The organism is Streptomyces sp. NPDC003691 (assembly GCF_053981115.1).
Genome location: NZ_JBSFNQ010000063.1, coordinates 20,990 through 43,853 on the forward strand (window position 1 = coordinate 20,990; position 22,864 = coordinate 43,853).

A 22,864-nucleotide genomic window follows, 5' to 3' on the forward strand; every position below is an offset into this window, starting at 1 on the left:
TGGAGCGCAAAGTGGCTACGTCCAACGAACAGGTCGTCCAGGCTCTCCGGGCCTCGCTGAAGGAGGCCGAGCGGCTCCGCAAGGAGAACGCCGAGCTGGCGGCCGCGGCCCATGAGCCGATCGCCGTGGTGGCGATCGGCTGCCGGTTCCCCGGCGGCGTCCGCTCGGCCGACGACCTCTGGGAGGTCGTCGCCGGGGGCCGGGACGTCATCACCGCGTTCCCCGACGACCGCGGCTGGGACCTGCCCTACGACCCCGACCCGGAGCGCCCCGGGGCCACGTACACGCGTCACGGCGGGTTCGTCCACGACGTGGCCGACTTCGACCCCGGCTTCTTCGAGATCTCGCCCCGCGAGGCGCTGGCCATGGACCCCCAGCAGCGGCTGCTGCTGGAGACGTCCTGGGAGGCCCTGGAGCGGGCCGGGGTGGACCCCGGATCGCTGCGCGGCAGCCGTACCGGCGTCTTCGTCGGCAGCGCGGGCGGCTTCTACGCCGACCTGCTCCGCCGCGACCCCGCCATCGGCGAGGGCTATCTCGCCATCGGCACCGCGGGCGCCGTGGTCTCGGGCCGGCTCTCCTACACCTTCGGCTTCGAGGGCCCCGCGCTCACCGTCGACACGGCCTGCTCGTCGTCGCTGGTGGCCATGCACTACGCGGCCCGTTCGCTGCGCTCCGGTGAGTGCTCCCTCGCGCTGGCGGGCGGTGTGACCGTGATGGCCACGCCCGATATCTTCACCGAGTTCTCCCGGCAGCGCGGGCTCGCCCCCGACGGCCGGGTGAAGGCGTTCTCGTCCTCCGCCGACGGCACCGGATTCGCCGAGGGCGCCGGAGTGCTGGTCCTGGAGAAGCTGTCCGACGCCCGCCGCAACGGCCACCCCGTCCTCGCGGTGATCCGCGGGTCGGCCATCAACCAGGACGGCGCGTCGAACGGGCTGACCGCGCCCAACGGCCCCTCGCAACGGCGCGTCATCCGGCAGGCGCTGTCCGACGCCGGGCTGACCGCGGCCGATGTCGACGTCGTCGAGGCGCACGGTACGGGTACGACGCTGGGCGACCCCATCGAGGCGCAGGCGCTGCTCGCGACGTACGGCCAGGACCGGCCGGAGGGCCGCCCGCTCTGGCTGGGCTCGGTGAAGTCCAACATCGGGCACACCCAGGCGGCCTCCGGTGTCGCGGGTGTCATCAAGATGGTCATGGCGATGCGGCACGGCGTGCTGCCGCGGACCCTCAATGTCACCGAACCCTCATCGCACGTCGACTGGTCGGCCGGTGATGTCGAACTGCTCACCGAGGCCCGCGAGTGGGGAGCCGAAGGGCTCCGCCGGGCCGGTGTCTCCTCCTTCGGCGTCAGCGGCACCAACGCCCATCTGATCCTGGAGCAGGTGCCCGCGGACGAGGCGCCGCAGGCCCGGAAGGCCGGGGCCGGGACGGCTCCGGTGTCGGGCGCGGTGCCGTGGGTGCTGTCGGGCCGTTCGCCGGAGGCGGTACGGGGACAGGCGGCGAAACTGCTGGAGCTGGTCACCGCGGACGCGACCGCCGCTGATGCCGCCGACGTGGGCTGGTCGCTGGCGACCTCGCGTTCGGTCTTCGAGCACCGGGCAGTGGTCGTCGGCGCGGACACCGAGGAGCTCACCGGGAAGCTGCGCGCGCTGGCCGACGGGGCGGAGGCCGCCGGCGTGGTGCGCGGGGCGGTCTCCGGCTCCGGCAAGCCGGTGTTCGTGTTCCCGGGGCAGGGTTCGCAGTGGGTGGGGATGGCGGCCGGGCTGTGGGAGACCTCTCCCGCGTTCCGGGAGTCCATGACCGCCTGCGGTGAAGCGCTGAAGCCGTTTGTCGACTGGGATCTCGAAACGGTCCTCGGCGACGAGGAGATGCTCCAGCGCGTCGATGTCGTCCAGCCGGTGCTGTGGGCCGTGATGGTGTCGCTGGCAGCCGTCTGGCGTTCCTGCGGGGTGGAGCCCGCCGCGGTGGTCGGTCACTCCCAGGGCGAGATCGCGGCGGCCGTCGTCGCCGGTGGCCTGTCGCTGGAGGACGGCGCCCGCGTCGTGGCCCTGCGCAGCCGGGCGATCATCAAGCTCGCCGGCCGCGGCGGAATGGTGTCCGTCCCGCTGTCCTTCACCGAGGTCGAAGAGCGGGTGGCCCGCTTCGAGGGCGTGTCCGTCGCCGCGGTCAACGGGCCCAACAGCGTGGTCGTCTCCGGCGATACGGCCGGTCTGGACGCGCTCCTCGCCGCCTGCGAGGAAGAGGGCGTACGGGCCCGGCGCATCGCCGTGGACTACGCGTCGCACTCCGCGCATGTCGAGGTCATCCGCGACGAGGTCCTGACCGCTCTCGGCCCCGTGGCTCCCCGGACGGGCTCGGTCCCGTACTACTCCGCCCTGACCGGCGGACTGCTGGACACCGCCGGACTGGACGCCGAGTACTGGTACGAGAACCTGCGCCGTACGGTCCGGTTCGAGGACGCCGTACGGGCCCTCCTGGCCGACGGCCACGGTGTGTTCGTCGAGTCCTCCGCGCACCCCGTCCTCGTCGTCGGGGTCCAGGAGACCATCGACGACGCCGGTGCGGACGCGGTCACCGTCGGCACCCTGCGCCGCAACGACGGCGGACCCGAACGCCTCCTCGCTTCCCTCGCCGAAGCCTGGACCCGGGGCGTCAAGGCCGACTGGCAGGCCCTCTTCGCGGGCACCGGCGCAGGCCGCGTGGACCTGCCCACCTACGCCTTCCAGGCCCAGCGGCTCTGGCCCGAGGTCCCCGCCGCCGCCGACACCTCCGACGGCGAGTTCTGGGCCGCCGTCGAAAGCGGCGAACTCGCCATCGACGACGGTGCCAAGCAGACAGTCCTCGGCTGGCGGCAGGGCCGCACGCTCCGCGCCGCCCTCGACTCCTGGCGCTACCGAGTCGACTGGAAGCCGCTGCCCGAGCCCGCCCGGGCCGAACCGGCCGGCACCTGGCTGCTCATCGGCGACGGCACCACCGAGGCCGCGGAATGGGCCGAGCGGCTCACCGGCGCCGGGGTGCAGGTCGTCCACGGCACCGCGGAGGCGCTCCCCGAGGGGCCGTTCGACGGCGTGGTGTCCCTCCTCGGCACCGCCGTCGGCACCCTGACCCTCGTCCAGGCGCTCGTACGCCACGGAGTCACCGCCCCGCTGTGGCTGGTCACCCGTGGCGCCGTCGACGCCGACGGGGCCGTGACCGACCCCGGGCAGGCCCAGGTCTGGGGCCTCGGCCGGGTCGTCGGCCTGGAGTACCCCGACCTCTGGGGCGGGCTGCTCGACCTGCCCGCCGAGCCCGGCGACACCGAGTGGACCCGGATCCTCGCCGCCCTCGCGGGCATCGGCCACGAGGACCAGCTCGCCGTCCGCACCTCCGGGCTGTACGCCCGCCGACTTGCCCGCGCCCCGCTGGCCGGCCGGGAGGCCGACCGCCCCTGGCAGCCCCGCGGCACCGTCCTGATCACCGGCGGCACCGGTGCGCTCGGCGCACATGTGGCCCGCAGGCTGGCCGCCGAGGGCGCGGAGCACCTGGTGCTCACCAGCCGCCGTGGCGCCGACGCCGAAGGCGCCGCCGAACTGTCGGCCGAGCTGACGGAGCTGGGCGCCCGGGTCACCATCGCGGCCTGCGACATCGCCGACCGCGACGCGGTCGCCGCCCTCCTCGACGGCCTCGACGTCAACGCCGTGTTCCACGCCGCCGGAGTGGCCCCCTCGGTGCCGCTCGCCGACACCACCCCCGAGTCCTTCGCCGCCACTCTCGCGGCCAAGGCCGACGGCGCCCGCCACCTCCACGACCTCCTCGACGGCACCGACCTCGACGCCTTCGTCCTGTTCTCCTCCAACGCCGGAGTGTGGGGCAGCGGCGGACAGTCCGCGTACGCCGCCGCCAACGCCTATCTCGACGCCCTCGCCTCCTGGCGCCGCGCCCAAGGGCTGCGCGCCACCTCCGTCGCCTGGGGCGCCTGGGCGGGCGGCGGTATCGCCTCCACCGGCGACGCCGAGGAGAACCTGCGCCGCCGCGGGGTCCGCGCCATGGACCCGGAACCGGCCGTCGCCGCCCTCCGGCAGGCCCTGGACCACGACGAGACCTTTGTCGCCGTCGCCGACGTCGACTGGGAGACCTTCGTCCCGACGTTCACGATCGCCCGGCACCGGCCGCTGATCGCGGACCTCCCGGACGTCCGCGAACTGCTCCGTACCGGCGGATCCGCCGACGAGCCCCGCTCCGAACTGGCCCGCCGGATCACCGGACTCGACACCGCCGGCCAGCTCGCGCTGATCACCGAGACCGTCCGCGCCCAAGCCGCCGCCGTCCTGGGCCATGAGTCGGCCGACGCCGTCGAACCCGCCCGCGCCTTCAAGGAGCTGGGCTTCGACTCGCTGACCGCCGTCGAACTCCGGAACCGGCTCAACGCCGCCACCGGCCTCAGGCTGCCCGCCACCCTCGTCTTCGACTACCCGACCGCGCAGACGCTCGCCGCGTTCGTCCGGACCGAGCTGGTGGGCGAGCCGGACCAGGACCCGGCGGGGGCCGCGAACACCGCCGACACCGCATCGGCGGGCATCGCCGACGAGCCCCTGGCCATCGTCGGAATGAGCTGCCGCTTCCCCGGCGGCGTGGAATCCCCCGAGGACCTGTGGCAGCTGGTCCGCGACGGCGTCGACGCCATCTCCCCCTTCCCGGTGGACCGCGGCTGGGACCTGGAGCGGCTCTACCATCCCGACCCGGACCAGCCCGGCACCAGCTACACCCGTGAGGGCGGCTTCCTCCACGACGCGGGCGAGTTCGACCCCGGATTCTTCGGGATCTCCCCCCGCGAGGCCCTGGCCATCGACCCCCAGCAGCGGCTGCTGCTCCAGGCGTCGTGGGAGGCGTTCGAACGCGCCGGAATCGACCCGGCGGCGCTGCGCGGCAGCCGTACCGGCGTTTTCGTCGGCGCCTCCGCCTCCGACTACGGCAGCGATGTCCGCCGGGCCCCCGAGGGGACCGAGGGCCATCTGCTGATGGGCAGCGCCGCGAGCGCCGTCTCCGGCCGGGTGTCCTACACCTTCGGCCTCGAAGGGCCCGCGGTCTCCGTGGACACCGCCTGCTCCTCCTCCCTGGTCGCCCTCCACCTCGCCTGCCAGTCCCTCCGGCAGGGCGAGTCGTCGATGGCCCTGGTCGGTGGTGTCCTCGTGATGTCCAGCCCCGCCGGAATCGTCGAGTTCAGCCGGCTCCGCGCACTCTCCCCGGACGGGCGCTGCCGTGCCTTCGGCGCCGGAGCGGACGGTACGGGCTTCGCCGAAGGCGTCGGCGTCCTGCTGGTCGAGCGGCTCTCGGACGCCCGGCGCAACGGCCACCAGGTCCTCGCGGTCGTTCGCGGCTCCGCCGTCAACCAGGACGGCGCGTCGAACGGGCTGACCGCGCCCAACGGCCCCGCGCAGCGGCGCGTCATCCGCCAGGCCCTGACCGCCGCCGGTCTCTCGGCCGCCGATGTCGATGTCGTCGAGGCCCATGGCACGGGTACGACGCTGGGCGACCCCATCGAGGCGCAGGCGCTGCTCGCCACCTACGGCAAGGACCGGCCGGAGGACCGGCCGCTCCGGCTGGGCTCCCTGAAGTCCAACATCGGCCACACCCAGGCCGCCGCCGGTGTCGCCGGTGTCATCAAGATGGTCATGGCCCTGCGCCACCGGGTGATGCCCAGGACCCTGCACGCGGAAGAGGCTTCGCCGCACGTCGACTGGTCGGCGGGCACGGTGGAGCTGCTGACCGAGGCCCGGGAGTGGACGGCCGCCGGGCCGCGCCGCGCCGGAGTGTCCTCCTTCGGCGGCAGCGGCACCAACGCCCATCTGATCCTCGAAGAGGCCCCCGAGGTTCCTGAGACCGCCGAGCCCGCCGACGCCCCGGACCCGGCCGCCGCCGGACCCGTCCCCCTGCTGCTGTCCGCCCGCGGCGGTGCCGCCCTGCGCGACCAGGCACGGAAGCTGACGGCCACCGTCGGCTCCGAAACCCCGCTGCTGGACATCGCCCACTCCCTCGCCGCCTTCCGCACCGCGCACGACCACCGCGCCGTTGTGGTCGGCGCCGACCGGGACACCCTGCTCGCCGGACTCGCGGCACTCGCCGCGGGCACCGAAGCCCCCGGCGTTGCCCTCGGCACCGCCGGACCCGGCACCAAGCCCGTCTTCGTGTTTCCGGGGCAGGGGTCGCAGTGGGTGGGGATGGCCGCGGGGTTGCTGGCGTCGGAGCCGGTGTTCCGGGACTCGGTGGCGGAGTGTGCGCGTGCTCTGGAGCCTTTCCTGGACTGGGATGTGACGGCGGCCCTGGACGATCCGGAGCTGTTGAAGCGGGTGGACGTGGTCCAGCCCGTGCTCTGGACGATGATGGTGTCCCTGGCCGCGGTCTGGCGTTCGTACGGGGTGGAGCCTGCCGCCGTGGTGGGCCATTCGCAGGGTGAGATCGCCGCTGCCGTGGTGGCGGGTGGTCTGTCGCTGGAGGACGGCGCCCGGATCGTAGCTTTGCGGAGCCAGGCGTGGCTGTCGCTGGCGGGCAAGGGCGGGATGGCGTCCGTCGCCCTGCCCGCCGCCGACGTACGGGAGCGGCTGGAGCGGTTCGGTGACGCGCTGTCCGTTGCCGCCGTCAACGGGCCTGCCGCCTGTGCGGTGGCGGGTGATCCGGCGGCGCTGGACGAGCTGGTGGCCGGGCTGGTCGCGGAGGGCCACCGGGCCCGCCGTATCGAAGGCATCGACACGGCCGGACACTCCGCCCAGGTCGACGCCCTGCGGGAGCGGCTGCTCGCCGATCTGGCGCCCGTCGCACCCCGCACCTCCGACATCCCCTTCTACTCCACGGTGACCGGCGGCCGGTTCGACACCGCCGGGCTCGACACCGGCTACTGGTACCGCAATATGCGCGAACCGGTCGAGTTCGAGGCCGCCGTACGGGCTCTCTCGGACGACGGCCACCGGCTCTTCGTGGAGACCTCGCCCCACCCCGTACTGGGCACCGCGATCCTCGGGACCGCGCTCGACGCGGTCACCGTCGGCACGCTCCGGCGGGACGAGGACGGCCCGGCCCGGCTGCTGACCGCGCTCGGCGAGGCCTGGACCCACGGCGTATCCGTGGACTGGCCGGGCCTGTTCGCCGGTACCGGCGCCCGCCGCGTGGACCTGCCCACGTACGCCTTCCAGAAGCAGCACTACTGGCTGGAGTCCCAGCCCGCCCTGGACACCGAGTTCTGGGCGGCCGTCGAGAGCGGTGAACTCGGCCTCGACGACGACGCCCTCCAGGCCGTCACCGCCTGGCGCGAAAGCCGGCAGAACACCTCCACCGCCGACTCCTGGCGGTACGGAATCGTCTGGAAGCCCGTCAGTGTGCCGCCTCCCGTCGCACTGGGCACCTGGCTGGTCGTCACCGCGCCCGGCACCGTCAGCCCGCTGCCCGGTGCGCCGACCCTGGAACTGACCGACGCCGACACCGACCGCGCGGTACTCGCCGAACGGCTCCGCGAAGCCGCCGACGGGCGCCCCCTGTCCGGCGTGCTGTCCCTCGCCGGAGCCGACGAGCGCACCCTGCCCGGCCACTCCACCGTCGCCTACGGCACCGCCCACACCGTCGCCCTCGTCCAGGCCCTCGGCGACGCCGGAATCGACAGCCCCCTGTGGGTCGCCACCCGCGGCGCGGTCGCCGTCGGCGACGAACGGATCAGCAGCCCCGTACAGGCCCAGCTCTGGGGCCTCGGGCGGGTCGCCGCGCAGGAGTACCCGCAGCGCTGGGGCGGTCTCGTCGACCTCCCCGAAACCCTCGACGACGATGCCGTCGCCAGACTGACCGCGGTCGTCTGCGGCGGCCCGGCGGGCGAGGACCAGGTGGCCGTACGCGCCGACGGAGTGCACGCCCGCCGTCTCGGCCGGGTCCCCGGCACCGCCACCCGCGACTGGAACCCCTCCGGCACCGTCCTGGTCACCGGCGGCACCGGCGCCGTCGGCGCCCGGATCGGCCGCTGGCTCGCCGCCAACGGCGCCACCCATGTCGTCCTCGTCAGCCGGAGCGGGCCCGCCGCCCCCGGCGCCGCCGAACTCGCCGACGACATCCGGGAACTGGGCGCCCGCGCCACCGTCGCGGCCTGCGACATCACCGACCGGGACGCCCTGGCGGAGCTGATCGACGACCTCGACGACCTCACCGCAGTCGTCCATGCCGCCGTCGTCCTCGACGACGGGGTGTTCGACGTCCTCGACCCGGCCCGCTTCGACCGGGTCCTGGCGCCCAAGGTGACCGCCGCCCGGCATCTGCACGACCTCACGGCCGGGCTCGACCTCTCCGCCTTCGTCTTCTTCTCCTCGGCCGCGGGCACCCTCGGCAACGGCGGCCAGGCCAACTACGCCGCCGCCAACGCCTACCTCGACGCCCTCGCCGAACAGCGCCGCGCCGACGGCCTCACCGCCACCTCCGTGGCCTGGGGCCCGTGGGGCGGCGGCGGCTCCGCCGACGGCGCCATCGGCGAACGGCTCAGCCGCCAGGGCGCCCCGGCCATGGACCCGGACACGGCGATCTCCGCCCTGCACCGGGCCCTGCGGCGCGACGACACGTTCGTCGCCGTCGTCGACATCCGCTGGGAGACCTTCGCCCCGGCCTTCACCGCCGCCCGGCGCAGCCCACTGCTCTCCGACCTCCCCGAGGTCCGGTCCCTGCCCGAACGGTCCTCGCTGGCAGAGCAGCTGGCCGGGCTCACCGGCACCGAGCGGGACAAGCTGCTGCTCGACCTGGTCCGCGGCCAGGCCGCCGCCGTACTCGGCTATCCGTCGGTCGACGCCGTCGAACCCGACCGGGCCTTCCGCGAGCTGGGCTTCGACTCGCTGACCGCCGTCGAGGTCCGCAACCGGCTCAGCGCCGCGGTCGGCCTCAAGCTGCCCGCGACCGTCGTCTTCGACTATCCGACCCCCCTGGCCCTCGCCCGCCATCTGCGGGACCGGGTCGGCGGCGAAACCGCCCCCGCCGCGCCCGCCGCCCTCGCGCCGGCCCCGGCGGCGGCGCCCGCCGCCGACGACCCGATCGCGATCGTCGCCATGGGCTGCCGCTTCCCCGGCGGCATCGAAACCCCCGAACAGCTCTGGGACCTGCTCGCCTCCGGCGGCGACGCGGTCGCCGGATTCCCCGAGGACCGCGGCTGGGACCTCGAGGCCCTCTACGACGCCGACCCCGACCAGGAAGGCACCACCTACGCCCGTGAGGGCGGCTTCCTCCACGACGCCACCGAGTTCGACCCCGCGTTCTTCGGCATCAGCCCCCGCGAGGCCCTCGCCATCGACCCCCAGCAGCGGCTGCTCCTGGAGGTCTCCTGGGAGGCCGTGGAGCGCGCCGGGATCGACCCGACCACCCTCCGCGGCACCCGCTCCGGCGTCTTCGTCGGCAACACCGGCCAGGCGTACAGCGCCCTGCTGGAGCGGAACCCCGAGGGCACCGAGGGCTATCTCCTCACCGGCAACACCTCCAGCGTGCTCTCCGGCCGCGTCGCCTACACCCTGGGCCTCGAAGGCCCGGCGATGACCGTCGACACGGCCTGCTCGTCCTCGCTGCTGGCCCTGCACCTGGCCGCCCAGTCCCTGCGCCGGGGCGAATGCGATCTGGCGCTCGCGGGCGGTGTGACGGTCATGTCCAGCCCCGGCGGGTTCGTCGAGTTCTCCCGCCAGCGCGGACTGGCCGCCGACGGCCGCTGCAAGGCGTTCGACGCGGCCGCCGACGGCACCGGATTCGCCGAAGGCGTCGGCATGGTCGTCGTCGAACGGCTCTCCGACGCCCACCGCAACGGCCACCCCGTCCTGGCGATCCTCCGCGGCTCCGCCGTCAACCAGGACGGCGCCTCCAACGGACTGACCGCCCCCAACGGCCCCGCGCAGCAGCGCGTCATCCGGCAGGCCCTCGCCGACGCCGGACTGACCGCGGCGGACGTCGACGCCGTCGAGGCGCACGGCACCGGCACCCGCCTCGGCGACCCCATCGAGGCCCAGGCCCTGCTCGCCACCTACGGGCAGCACCGGCCCGCGGACCGGCCGCTGCTGCTCGGCACCCTGAAGTCCAACATCGGCCACACCCTGGCCGCCGCCGGTATCGCCGGTGTCATGAAGGTCGTCCTGTCCCTCCAGAACGACCTGCTGCCGCGCTCCCTGCACATCAGCGAGCCGACGCCGCACGTCGACTGGTCCGAGGGCGACGTACGCCTGCTGACCGAGGCCGTGCCGTGGACCGGCGGCGACCGGCCCCGCCGGGCCGGTGTCTCGTCGTTCGGCATCAGCGGCACCAACGCACACGCCGTCATCGAGCAGGCGCCGCCCGCCCCGGAACTCCCTGCCCGCGGCCCGGCCGCCCCGCTGCTGCCGGTCGTACTCTCCGCCCGCGACGAGACCGCCCTGCGCGAGCAGGCCCGCAGGCTCAGGACCGCCACCGGCGGCCACGAGCCCGTCGACCTGGCGTACTCGCTGGCCACCACCCGTGCCGCCTTGGAGTACCGGGCCGTCGTCGTCGCCGAGGACGCCGACTCCCTCGCCGCCGGGCTCGACGCCGTCGCCGACGGCACCGAAGCCGCCTCCGTCGTCCGGGGCACGGCCCGCGGCACCGGCCTGCTCGCCGTCCTGTTCAGCGGACAGGGCAGCCAGCGCCTCGGCATGGGCCGCGAGCTGTACGACACGTACCCGGTGTACGCCGACGCCTTCGACGACGTGTGCGCGCGCTTCGAACTCCCCGTCAAGGACGTCGTCTTCGGCGATGACGCCGCGGTCCTGGAGCGCACCGAGTACACCCAGGCGGCGCTGTTCGCCGTCGAGGTCGCGCTCTACCGGCTGGTCGAGTCCTGGGGCGTCCGCCCCGACTACCTCGCCGGTCACTCGGTCGGTGAGATCGCGGCCGCGCACATCGCCGGAGTGCTGTCCCTGGACGACGCCTGCACCCTGGTGGCCGCCCGCGGACGGCTGATGCAGGCACTCCCCGAGGGCGGCGCGATGGTCGCCGTAGAAGCCTCCGAGGAGGACGTACGCCCGCACCTCGCCGAAACCGACGGTGTGGACATCGCCGCGGTCAACGGGCCGAAGGCAGTGGTCCTGTCCGGCGACGAGGACGCGGTGCTCGCGCTCGCCTCGCGGTGGAAGAACAAGCGCCTCCGCGTCAGCCACGCCTTCCACTCGCACCGCATGGACCCGATGCTGGCCGAGTTCCGCACGGTCGCGGAATCCCTGTCGTACGAGCGGGCCGTGATCCCGGTCGCGGGCCAGCCCGCACAGGTCGACGCCGAGTACTGGGTACGCCACGTCCGGGACGCCGTCCGCTTCCACGACGCCGTCCGCGTCCTCGCCGACGCCGGAGTCACCACCCATCTCGAACTCGGCCCCGACGGCATCCTGTCCGCCCTCGTCGGCGGAATCGCCGTGCTGCGCCGGAAGCGGCCCGAGCACACCACCCTGGTGACCGCGCTCGCCGCCCTCCACACCGCCGGAGCGGGCATCGACTGGGCCGCGTTCTACGCGGGCACCGGCGCCCGCCGCGTCGACCTGCCCACCTACGCCTTCCAGCGGCAGCGCTACTGGCCCGCCGCCGCCCCGGCCGCCGCGCCGGTGACCGGCGATGTCATCGAGGCCCGCTTCTGGGAGGCCGTCGAACGCGAGGACCTCACGGCGCTCGCCGCGACCCTCGACACCAGCGGTGACCAGCTCTCCGCGGTCCTCCCCGCCCTCTCCACCTGGCGCCGCCGGCGCCGGACCGAGACCGAGGTCGACTCCTGGCGCTACCGCGTCGAGTGGAAGCCCGCGACGGGTGCCGTGTCCCCGGCGCTCACCGGCACCTGGCTCCTCGTCGGCGCCGGATCCACCACGACGGCCGGTGAAGTCGAGCGGGCCCTCGTCCGCTGCGGCGCCACCGTGGTCCGCGCCGAAGGACCCGGCGAGCTGACCCGGGACCTCCTCGACGGCGTCACCGGAGTGCTCTCCCTCCTCGCCCTCGACGGCACACCCCACCCCGAGCGGCCCGACGTCCCCCGCGGACTCGCCGCCACCACCGAACTCCTCCGCGCCCTGGGCACGGCGGGCACCGAAGCCCCGCTGTGGGTCGCCACCCGCGGCGCCGTCGCGGTCAACCGCGCCGAGGCCGCCCGCCCCGGCCACGGCATCGACCCGGCGCAGGCCGCGGTCTGGGGCCTCGGCCAGGTCATCGGCCTGGAACAGCCCCGCCGCTGGGGCGGACTCCTGGACCTGCCCGAGAACATCGACGGCCGCGCCGCCACCCGGATCGGCGGTGTCCTGTCCGGACGCTCCGGCGAGGACCAGGCCGCCGTCCGCGCGTCGGGCGTGTTCCGGCGCAGGCTCGTCCGCGCCCCCCGCGGCGACACCGCCCCCGCCACCTCGTGGCGTCCTTCGGGAACGGTGCTGGTGACGGGTGGTACGGGTGCGCTGGGTGGTCATGTGGCGCGGTGGCTGGCGGGTGCGGGTGCGGAGCATCTGGTGCTGACCAGCCGCCGGGGCCTCGACGCCCCGGGGGCGGTGGAGCTGCGGGACGAACTCGTCTCGTCCGGTGTGCGGGTGTCGGTGCCGGCGTGCGATGTGTCGGACCGGGATGCGCTGGCCGCCCTGCTGGCCGAGCACCCGGTGGATGCGGTGTTCCATACGGCGGGTGTGCTGGACGACGGGGTGCTGGACGGTCTGACGCCGGAGCGGTTCGAGACCGTGTTCCGGGCGAAGGTACGGTCCGCCCTGAACCTCCACGAACTCGCCGGAGACCTCTCCGCCTTCGTCCTCTTCTCCTCGCTCGCCGGGATCATGGGCAATGCGGGCCAGGGCAACTACGCCGCCGCCAACGCCTATCTCGACGCCCTCGCCGAACAGCGCCGCGCCGCCGGACTCCCCGCCACCTCCGTGGCCTGGGGCGCCTGGGAAGGCGGGATGGCCGACGGCTCCGCGGCCGCCGAGCGGGTCCGCCGCGGCGGTATCCCGCCGATGGCCCCCGGGCTCGCCGTCGCCGCGCTCCAGCAGGCACTCGACCACCAGGACACCGTCCTCGCGGTCGCGGACATCGACTGGGACCGCACCCTGCCCGAGTTCTCCGCGTCCCGGCCCAATCCGCTGGTCGCCCATCTGGCGACCCCCGAGCCCACCACGGCCACCGCCCCCGTGGCGGCCCCCGCGGTCGAACGGCCCACCGGCGAACAGGACCTGCTCCAGCTCGTCCGCGGCCATGTCGCCGCCGTCCTCGGCCACGGCAGCCCCGACCTCGTCGACCCCGAGCGCGCCTTCCGCGACCTCGGCTTCGACTCACTCACCGCCGTCGAACTCCGCAACCGGCTCGGCGCCGCCACCGGCCGCACCCTGCCCGCGACCCTGGTCTTCGACCACCCCAGCCCGACCGCCCTCGCCCGCTTCCTCGGCGAAGGCGACGGCCACGGCCACGGAGACGGCAACGGCGACAACGGCCCCCGCACCGCACCCGGCACCCCCGCGCAGCGGACCACCAGCACGGCGGCCGCGGACGAACCGATCGCCATCATCGGCATGGCATGCCGCTTCCCCGGCGACGTCCGCTCGCCCGAGGACCTGTGGCAGCTCCTCGTCGACGGCCGCGACGCCGTCACCGCGTTCCCCGCCAACCGCGGCTGGGGCGACGTGACGGACTCCCACACCCACGAAGGGGCCTTCCTCCACGACGCGGACCGCTTCGACCCGGAGTTCTTCGGCATCTCGCCGCGCGAGGCCCTCGCCATGGACCCGCAGCAGCGCCTCCTCCTCGAAACCTCCTGGGAGGCGTTCGAACGGGCCGGAATCGACCCGGCCGCGCTCCGCGGCAGCCGTACCGGCGTCTTCGTCGGCACCAACGGCCAGGACTATGTGAACCTGCTGCTGCGCGCCACCGACGATGTCGAGGGCTTCCTCGGCACCGGCAACGCCGCCGCCGTGGTCTCCGGCCGGCTCTCGTACACCTTCGGCCTCGAAGGCCCGGCCGTCACCGTCGACACCGCCTGCTCGTCGTCGCTGGTCGCCCTCCACTGGGCCGCCCAGGCGCTGCGCTCCGGCGAATGCTCCCTCGCCCTCGCGGGCGGTGTGACGGTCATGTCGGGGCCCGCCGCGTTCACCGAGTTCAGCAAGCAGGGCGGACTCGCCGCCGACGGCCGGGTGAAGGCGTTCGCCGCCGCCGCCGACGGCACCGCCTGGGGCGAGGGCGCCGGACTGCTCCTCGTCGAGCGGCTCTCCGACGCCCGCCGCAACGGCCACCGCGTCCTCGCGGTGATCAGCGGCTCGGCCGTCAACCAGGACGGCGCCTCCAACGGACTCACCGCGCCCAACGGCCCCTCCCAGCAGCGGGTCATCCACCAGGCGCTGGACGCCGCCGGACTGACCCCCGCCGATGTCGGCGCCGTCGAGGCACACGGCACCGGCACCACCCTCGGCGACCCCATCGAGGCCCAGGCGCTCCTCGCGACCTACGGCAAGGACCGGCCCGGGGACCGGCCGCTGTTCCTCGGCGGCATCAAGTCCAATATCGGCCACACCCAGGCCGCCGCGGGCGTCGCGGGCGTCATCAAGATGGTCATGGCCATCCGGAACGGGATACTGCCCAGGACCCTCCATGTCGACGAGCCGTCGCCGCACGTCGACTGGACGGCCGGAGCCGTCGAGCTGCTGACCGAGGCCCGGGAGTGGGACTCCGAAGGACCCCGCCGGGCGGGCGTCTCCTCGTTCGGCATGAGCGGCACCAACGCCCATCTCATCGTCGAGCAGGCCCCCGACCCCACCACGTCCCTCGAGGCCCCCGACGGCCCCGACAGCACCACGACCCTTGAGGACGACGGCCCCGCCGGGGCCGTGCTGCCGCTGATCCCCGTCCCGGTCTCCGCCCGGAGCCGTACCGCGCTCCGCGACCAGGCCGCCCGGTTCGCCGCGGCCGGTCACGGCCCGCTCGACCTGGCGTACTCCGCGGCCACCACCCGCGGCGCGCTGGAACACCGTGCCGTGGTGCTGGCGTCCGACGAGGACACCCTCGCCCGCGGCCTGGCGACCGTCCTGGACGGCGGCGCCGTCGTCGGACAGGCCGCGAGCACCGGCCGTACGGCGTTCCTGTTCAGCGGACAGGGCAGCCAGCGCCTCGGCATGGGGCGTGAGCTGTACGAGACGTTCCCGGTCTACGCGGAGGCGTTCGACGCCGCCTGCGCCCGTCTGGACACCGGACTGGAGCGCCCGCTCGCCGAAGTGGTTTTCGGTGACGACGCCGAGCTGCTGAACCGGACCGAGTTCACGCAGGCCGCCCTGTTCGCGGTCGAGGTGGCGCTCTACCGGCTGGTGGAGTCGTGGGGCGTCCGCCCGGACTTCCTGGCGGGTCATTCGGTGGGTGAGATCGCGGCGGCCCATGTCGCCGGGATGCTGTCCCTGGACGACGCGTGCACCCTGGTCGCGGCCCGCGGCCGGCTGATGGGCGCGCTGCCCGAGGGCGGCGCGATGGTCGCCGTGGAAGCCTCGGAAGAGGACGTACGCCCGCTCCTGACCGATGGCGTCGACATCGCCGCCGTCAACGGGCCGCGCTCCGTGGTCCTCTCCGGCGACGAGGACGCGGTCCTCGCACTTGCCGCGCGGTGGAAGAACAAGCGGCTGAAGGTCAGCCACGCCTTCCACTCGCACCGCATGGACCCGATGCTGGACGAGTTCCGTACGGTCGCGGAGTCGCTGTCGTACGAGCGGGCCTCGGTGCCGGTCGCGGGCCGGCCCGCGCAGGTCGACGCCGAGTACTGGGTGAACCATGTCCGCGACGCGGTCCGTTTCCACGGTGCGCTGGAGTCCCTGCGCGCCGAAGGTGTGACGACCTTCCTGGAGATCGGCCCGGACGGCATCCTGTCCGCCCTCGCCGAAGGCGGCGTACCGCTGCTCCGCCGCGACCGCGCCGAGGTGGAGTCCGCGCTGACCGCGCTCGCCCGTCTCTATGTCGCGGGCACCGTTGTCGACTGGGAGGCACTCTTCGCGGGTACCGGCGCCCGCCGCGTCGACCTGCCCACCTATGCCTTCCAGCGCCGGTCCTACTGGCCCGAACTCGCCCCGGCGAGCGAGGACGCCGAGTTCTGGGCCGCCGTGGAGAACGGCGAACTCGCCGAGGTGCTGGAGCCGGTGCTGCCCGCGCTGACCGCGTGGCGCGAGCGCCGGAGCGAGAAGTCCGCCGTCGACGCCTGGCGCTACCGCGCCGACTGGGTCCGGCTGCCCGAGACCGCCGCCCCGGAACTGACCGGCCGCTGGCTGCTCCTGGCCCCGCCGAACGACAGCACCGGCTTTGCGGAGGCGCTGGCCGACGGGATCCGGGCGGCCGGTGCCGAGGTGACCACCGACCCGGCCGACACCGACGGTGTCACCGGAGTCCTCTCCCTGCTCGCCCTCGACGGCACCCCGCTGGAGACCGGGACGAGCCCCGCTCTCCACGCGACCCTGGAAGCCGTCCGGGCCGCCGTCGACGCCCCGCTCTGGGTCGTCACCCGCGGCGGGGTCTCCCTCGAAGGCACCCCCGACCCGGCGCAGGCCGCGGTCTGGGGCCTCGGCCGGGTGGCCGGTCTGGAACAGCCCGCCCGCTGGGGCGGCCTGGTGGACCTGCCCGCCGGCACCGAGACCGGCACCGAGACCGGCACCGGCTCCGGTACCGACTCCGCGACGGCTGGCCGGATCGTGTCCGGCCTCGTCACCGCCCTCGCCCTCGCCGGAACCTCCGGCGAGGACCAGCTCGCGGTCCGTGCCTCGGGCCTCTACGCCCGCAGGTTCGTCCGGGCCCGGGCGGCCGGTGACGGCACCGGATGGCGTCCTTCGGGGACGGTGCTGGTGACGGGTGGTACGGGTGCGCTGGGTGGTCATGTGGCGCGCTGGCTGGCGGGTGCGGGTGCGGAGCATCTGGTGCTGACCAGCCGCCGTGGCCTCGATGCCCCGGGCGCGGTGGAGCTGCGCGATGAACTCGTATCGTCGGGTGTGCGGGTGTCGGTGCCGGCGTGCGATGTGTCCGACCGTGACGCGCTGGCGGCTCTGCTGGCGGAGTATCCGGTGGATGCGGTGTTCCATACGGCTGGTGTGCTGGACGACGGGGTGCTGGACGGGCTGACGCCGGAGCGGTTCGAGACCGTGTTCCGGGCGAAGGTACGGTCCGCCCTGAACCTCCACGAACTTGCCGGAGACCTCTCCGCCTTCGTCCTGTTCTCGTCCACCGCGGGCTTCTTCGGCAGCTCCGGCCAGGGCAACTACGCCGCCGCCAATGCCTATCTCGACGCCCTCGCCGAGAGCCGCCGCGCCGCCGGACTCCCCGCCACCTCCGTGGCCTGGGGACCGTGGGCCCAGGGCGGTATGGCCGACGCCGTCGGCGCCAGGCTGCGCCGTACCGGAGTCCGCCCGATGCGCCCCGACCTCGCGGTCACCGCGCTCGGCCGGGCCCTGGAGCACGACGACGCCGTCCTCGCCGTCGCGGACATCGACTGGCCCCGCTTTGCCCCCGAGTTCGCCGCCGTCCGGCCCAACCGGCTGTTCGACGCCGTCCCCGAGGCCGCCGCTGCCGTCGCCGCACCCCCGCAGGACATGGCGGGCCGGATCGCCGCGATGACCCCGGCCGAACGCGACCGGGCCCTGCTCGACCTCGTACGCCGTCAGATCGCGGCCGTACTCGGCCACGACGGGCCGACCTCCGTCGCCCCCGACCGGGCCTTCGGCGACCTCGGCTTCGACTCGCTGACCGCCGTCGAACTCCGCAACGCCCTGGGCACCGCCACCGGGCTGCGCCTGCCCCCGACCCTCGCCTTCGACCACCCGACCCCGGCCGCGCTGGCCGCCTTCCTCGGCACCGAACTGACCGGCGCGCCCGACGACACCGCGGCGGTCGTCACCACCACCACGGCGGCGGTCGACGAGCCGATCGCCGTGATCGCGATGAGCTGCCGCTTCCCCGGCGGAGTCGCCTCGCCGGAGGAGCTGTGGGAGCTGCTGGCCTCCGGCGGCGACGCCGTCGGCCCGCTGCCCACCGACCGGGGCTGGGACGTGACCTTCGACGCCGACGGCGGCCGGGAGGGCACCATCGCGGCCCGCGCCGGTTCCTTCCTGGACGGCGTCGCCGACTTCGACCCCGCGTTCTTCGGGATCTCGCCGCGCGAGGCCCTGGCGCTCGACCCGCAGCAGCGCCTGCTCCTGGAAACCTCCTGGGAGGCGTTCGAGCGGGCCGGAATCGACCCGGCGGCACTCCGCGGCACCCCGGCCGGCGTGTTCATCGGCTCCAACGGCCAGGACTACGGCGCCGTGCTGATGAACGCCAAGGAGAGCACCGAGGGCTACGCGGGCACCGGCACGGCCGCCAGCGTCATCTCCGGCCGGCTGGCCTACACCTTCGGCCTGGAGGGCCCGACGGTCACCGTCGACACGGCCTGCTCCTCGTCCCTGGTCGCCCTGCACCTCGCCGCGCAGGCCCTGCGGCAGGGCGAATGCTCGCTGGCCCTCGTCGGCGGTGTGACCGTGATGACCACCCCGGCGGCCTTCGTCGAGTTCTCGCGGCAGCGGGGTCTCGCCGAGGACGGCCGCTGCAAGGCGTTCGCCGACGCGGCGGACGGCACCGGCTGGGGCGAGGGCGTCGGCATACTGCTCGTCGAGCGGCTCTCCGACGCGCGCCGCAACGGCCACCAGGTGCTCGCCGTCGTGCGCGGCAGCGCGGTGAACCAGGACGGTGCGTCGAACGGTCTGACCGCGCCCAACGGTCCTTCGCAGCAGCGGGTGATCCGTCAGGCCCTGGCCTCCGCGGGCCTGTCGGCCGCCGATGTCGACGCGGTCGAGGCGCACGGTACGGGCACCACCCTCGGTGACCCCATCGAGGCGCAGGCCCTGCTCGCCACCTACGGCCGGGACCGCTCCGGGGAACAGCCGCTCTGGCTGGGCTCGGTGAAGTCGAATATCGGCCACACGCAGGCCGCGGCCGGTGTCGCCGGGGTCATCAAGATGGTCATGGCGATGCGCGAAGGCGTGCTGCCGCGGACCCTGCACATCGACGAACCTTCGTCGCACGTGGACTGGGAGTCCGGTGCCGTACGCCTGCTGACCGAAGCCCGGGACTGGGCCGCGGACCGCACCCGCCGCGCGGGTGTCTCCTCGTTCGGTATGAGCGGCACCAACGCCCACGTCATCCTGGAGGAGGCCGCCGAAGAGCCGGTGGCCGCCACGGCCGGACGCGTCCTGCCGCCGCTGGTGCCGGTTCCGCTGTCCGCGGCGAGCGCCCCGGCGCTGGCCGCGCAGGCCGCGGCCCTGCGGCAGACGGCCGCCGCCGGAGGACTCGGCGATCTGGGCGACCTGGCGTACTCCCTGGCCACGACCCGCTCCGCGCTCGACCACCGGGCCGTTGTCATCGGCGGCGACCGGGACGCGGTCGCGGACGGACTGACCGCGATCGCCGAAGGCCGTCCCGGCCCGGTGACCGGTGTGGTGACCGGCGTGGTCGAGGACGGCCATCTGGCCTTCCTGTTCAGCGGACAGGGCAGCCAGCGGCTCGGTATGGGCCGGGAGCTGTACGACACGTATCCCGTCTACGCGGAGGCGTTCGACACCGTCTGCGCCCGCTTCGAACTCCCCGTGAAGGAGACCGTCTTCGGCGAGGACGCCGACCGGCTGAACCGGACCGAGTTCACCCAGGCCGCGCTGTTCGCGGTCGAGGTCGCGCTCTACCGGCTGGTGGAGTCGTGGGGTGTCCGCCCGGACTTCCTGGCGGGCCACTCCGTGGGTGAGATCGCGGCCGCGCATGCGGCCGGGGTGCTGTCCCTGGACGACGCCTGCACCCTGGTCGCGGCCCGCGGCCGGCTGATGGGCGCGCTGCCCGAGGGTGGCGCGATGGCCGCCGTGGAAGCCTCCGAGGAGGACGTACGCCCCCACCTGACCGATGGCATCGACATCGCGGCGGTCAACGGCCCGCGCTCGGTGGTCCTCTCCGGTGACGAGGACGCGGTCCTGGCCCTCGCGTCGCGGTGGAAGAACAAGCGGCTGAAGGTCAGCCACGCCTTCCACTCGCACCTCATGGACCCGATGCTGGACGAGTTCCGCACGGTCGCCGAGGTGCTCTCGTACGAGCGGGCCTCGGTGCCGGTCGCGGGCCTGCCCGCCCGGGTCGACGCCGAGTACTGGGTGAACCATGTCCGGGACGCGGTCCGTTTCCACGACGCCCTGGAGCGGCTTCGTACCGGAGGCGTGACGACGTTCCTGGAGATCGGCCCCGACGGCATCCTCTCCGCCCTCGCCGACGGCGGCGTCCCGCTGCTGCGGCGCGACCGCTCCGAAGCCGAGTCGGCGCTGACCGCGCTGGCCCGCCTCCACACCACCGGCACGCCCGTCGACTGGGCGGCGCTGGTGCCCGGCTCCCGCCGCATACCGCTGCCGACCTATCCGTTCCAGCGGCAGCGGTACTGGCCGGAGCAGACGGCCCGCACCGCCGGTGACTCCCGCTTCTGGACCGCCGTCGACACCGGCGAACTCGGTCTCGACGAGGCCGCTCTCGCCGCCGTCACCGCCTGGCGCGACCGGCAGCGGCAGGAAGCCGCGCACGAGGCATGGCGCTACCGCACCGACTGGAAGCCGCTCACCGCGGCCCCGGCCGCACTCCACGGCACCTGGCTCGTCCTGATCCCCGGCAGCGCCCACCGGCCCACCGCCGACACCGACCGCGCCTGGCTCGCCCGGGCCGCGGACGCCCTGCCGGACGCCCTCACCGTGACCGCCGACCGGATCGGCGCCCTGTCCGGCGGCGAGTTCGCCGGAGTGCTGTCGCTGCTCGCCCTGGGCGCGTACGACGATCCGCGCGGCGCGACCCTGGCCACCGCGGCAGCGGTCCGGGCCCTCGGTGACGCGGGCATCGGCGCCCCGCTGTGGATCGCCACCGCGGGCGCCGTGTCCACCGGCCGCTCCGACCGGGTCCGCGCCGCCGACCGCACCGCGGTCTGGGGGCTGGGCCGCGTCGTCGGCCTGGAGCACCCCGACCGCTGGGGCGGCCTGGTCGACCTGCCCGAACGCGCCGACGACCGGGCCGTCGCCCGGCTGGCGGCCGCGCTCGGCACCACGGACGAGGACCAGCTGGCCGTCCGGCCCTCCGGCATCCTGCTGCGCAGGCTCGCCCACCGGCCGTTCACCCGGGTCCACCGGACCTGGACCCCGCGCGGCACCGTCCTGATCACCGGCGGTACCGGCGGACTGGGCCTGCGGACCGCCGAGTGGCTCGCCGGGGCGGGCGCCGAGCACCTGGTGCTCGCGAGCCGCCGCGGCGGCGACGCCGAAGCCCTCGCCGCGCGCCTCGGCACCCGGGTCACCGTCGCGGCCTGCGATATGACCGACCGGGACGCGGTCGCCGCCCTGCTGGACTCGCTGCCCGGGCTCACCGCCGTGGTCCACGCCGCGGGTGTCGCGGCCACCCGGCCGCTGGCCGACAGCGACCCGGACGACCTCGCGGCCGTCATGGCCGCGAAGGTCCTCGGCGCGGCCCACCTCGACGAACTCCTCGGGGAGCGGGAGCGGGAACAGGGCCGGGAACTGGACGCGTTCGTGCTGTTCTCGTCCATCGCCGGAGTGTGGGGCAGCGGCGGACAGTCCGCGTACGCCGCCGCCAACGCCTACCTCGACGGACTCGCCGAGGACCGGCGCGCCCGCGGACTGGCCGCCACCGCCGTCGCCTGGGGCCCGTGGGCCGAGATCGGCATGGCTGCCGACCCGGAGGCCGGGGAGCTGCTGCGCCGCCGGGGCCTGCCCGCCCTGGCGCCCGCCGCGGCCGTCGCCGCCCTGCGGCGCGCCCTGGACGAGGACCTGACCCAGGTCACGGTCGCCGATGTCGACTGGGCGCGGTTCGCCCCGGCGTTCGCCGCCGCCAGGACCCGGCCCCTCATCGCCGACCTGCCCGAGGTCGTACGGCTGGGCGCCGCCGCGGACGGCGGCACCCCGGAGCTGGTGCACACCCTGCGCCCGCTGCCGGCCGCCGAACGCACCCGCACCCTGGTGGAGCTGGTCCGCGGCGAAGCCGCCGCCGTACTCGGCCACACCGGTACCGACGGCGTCACCGCCGGGAGGCCCTTCCGGGACCTCGGCTTCGACTCGCTGACCGCGGTCGAGCTGCGGAACCGGCTCGGCGCCGCCACCGGACTCACCCTGCCGACCACCCTGGTCTTCGACTATCCGACGGCGGAGGCCCTCGCCGGACTCCTCGGCACCGAACTCCTGGGCACCGAACTCCTGGGCACCGAAGGCACCGAAGGGGCCGAAGGCTCCACCGGCCCGCGGACCGCGGCCCTCCCGGCCGTGGCCGTCGCCGGTGCCGACGAGGACGACCCCGTCGTCATCATCGGTATGAGCTGCCGTTTCCCCGGCGGCGTCCGGTCGCCGCGGGACCTGTGGAACCTCGCCCTGGACGGTACGGACGCCATCACCGGTTTCCCCGCCGACCGCGGCTGGGACCTCGGCGGGCTCTACGACGCCGACCCCGAGTCCACCGGCACCTCCACCACCGCCGAGGGCGGCTTCGTCCACGACGCCGCCACCTTCGACGCCGCGTTCTTCGGGATCTCGCCCCGCGAGGCCCTCGCCATGGACCCGCAGCAGCGCCTCCTCCTCGAAGCCTCCTGGGAGGCGCTGGAGAATGCCGGGATCGACCCGGCGCGACTGCGCGGCACCCAGGCGGGCGTCTTCGTCGGAGTCTCTCCCTCCGGCTACGGGGCCGGGATCACCGAGGCGCCCGAGGGCACCGAGGGCTACTTCCTCACCGGCAGCGCCACCGCCGTGGCCTCCGGCCGGCTCTCCTACACCTTCGGTCTCGAAGGCCCGGCGGTCACCGTCGACACGGCCTGCTCGTCGTCGCTGGTCGCCCTGCACTACGCGGCCCAGTCGCTGCGCCA

Annotated in this window: 1 protein-coding gene; it reads left to right on the forward strand. The window is 74.7% G+C overall.

All coding sequences use genetic code 11. The annotated features are described in order from the left end of the window. Positions 1-11 precede the first annotated feature (11 nt). The coding region (locus ACWDR0_RS25345) for a type I polyketide synthase (RefSeq protein WP_456354061.1) at positions 12-22,864 on the forward strand (22,853 nt) is incomplete at its 3' end.